Origin of the sequence: Arthrospira sp. PCC 8006 (assembly GCF_046480465.1) — a bacterium.
Lineage (GTDB): Bacteria > Cyanobacteriota > Cyanobacteriia > Cyanobacteriales > Microcoleaceae > Limnospira > Limnospira platensis.
Genome location: NZ_PKGG01000619.1, coordinates 1 through 333 on the forward strand (window position 1 = coordinate 1; position 333 = coordinate 333).

Annotated in this window: 1 protein-coding gene; it reads right to left on the bottom strand. The window is 71.2% G+C overall.

Annotation, left to right across the window (positions count from 1 at the left end; all coding sequences use genetic code 11):
* On the bottom strand, nucleotides 1–333 hold a 333-nt coding region (locus B9T16_RS29635; RefSeq protein ID WP_410246488.1), incomplete at both ends, for an ATP-binding cassette domain-containing protein.

Genomic DNA, 333 nt, shown 5'->3' on the forward strand with positions numbered 1-333 from the left:
GCAGCGTGCCAGCGCCAGCAACTGCTGCTCGCCGCCCGAAAGCGCACCGCCGTCGCGCTCGATCAGCCGGCGCAGGCGGGGAAAATCCTCCAGCACGCGCTCCAGCGTCGCGGCCTCGTCCAGCCCGCCGTGGTCCTGCCAGGCAAAGCGCAGGTTGTCGCGCACCGAAAGCTGCGGCAGTATCCCGCGCCCCTGCGGCACGTAGCCCAGCCCCATTACGGCGCGCCGGTGCGGCGGCTCGCGGGTGATGTCGGCGCCACGGTAGCGCACCTGCCCTGAAGCCGCCGGCAGAAAGCCCATGATCAGCTTGAGCCGGGTCGATTTTCCCATGCC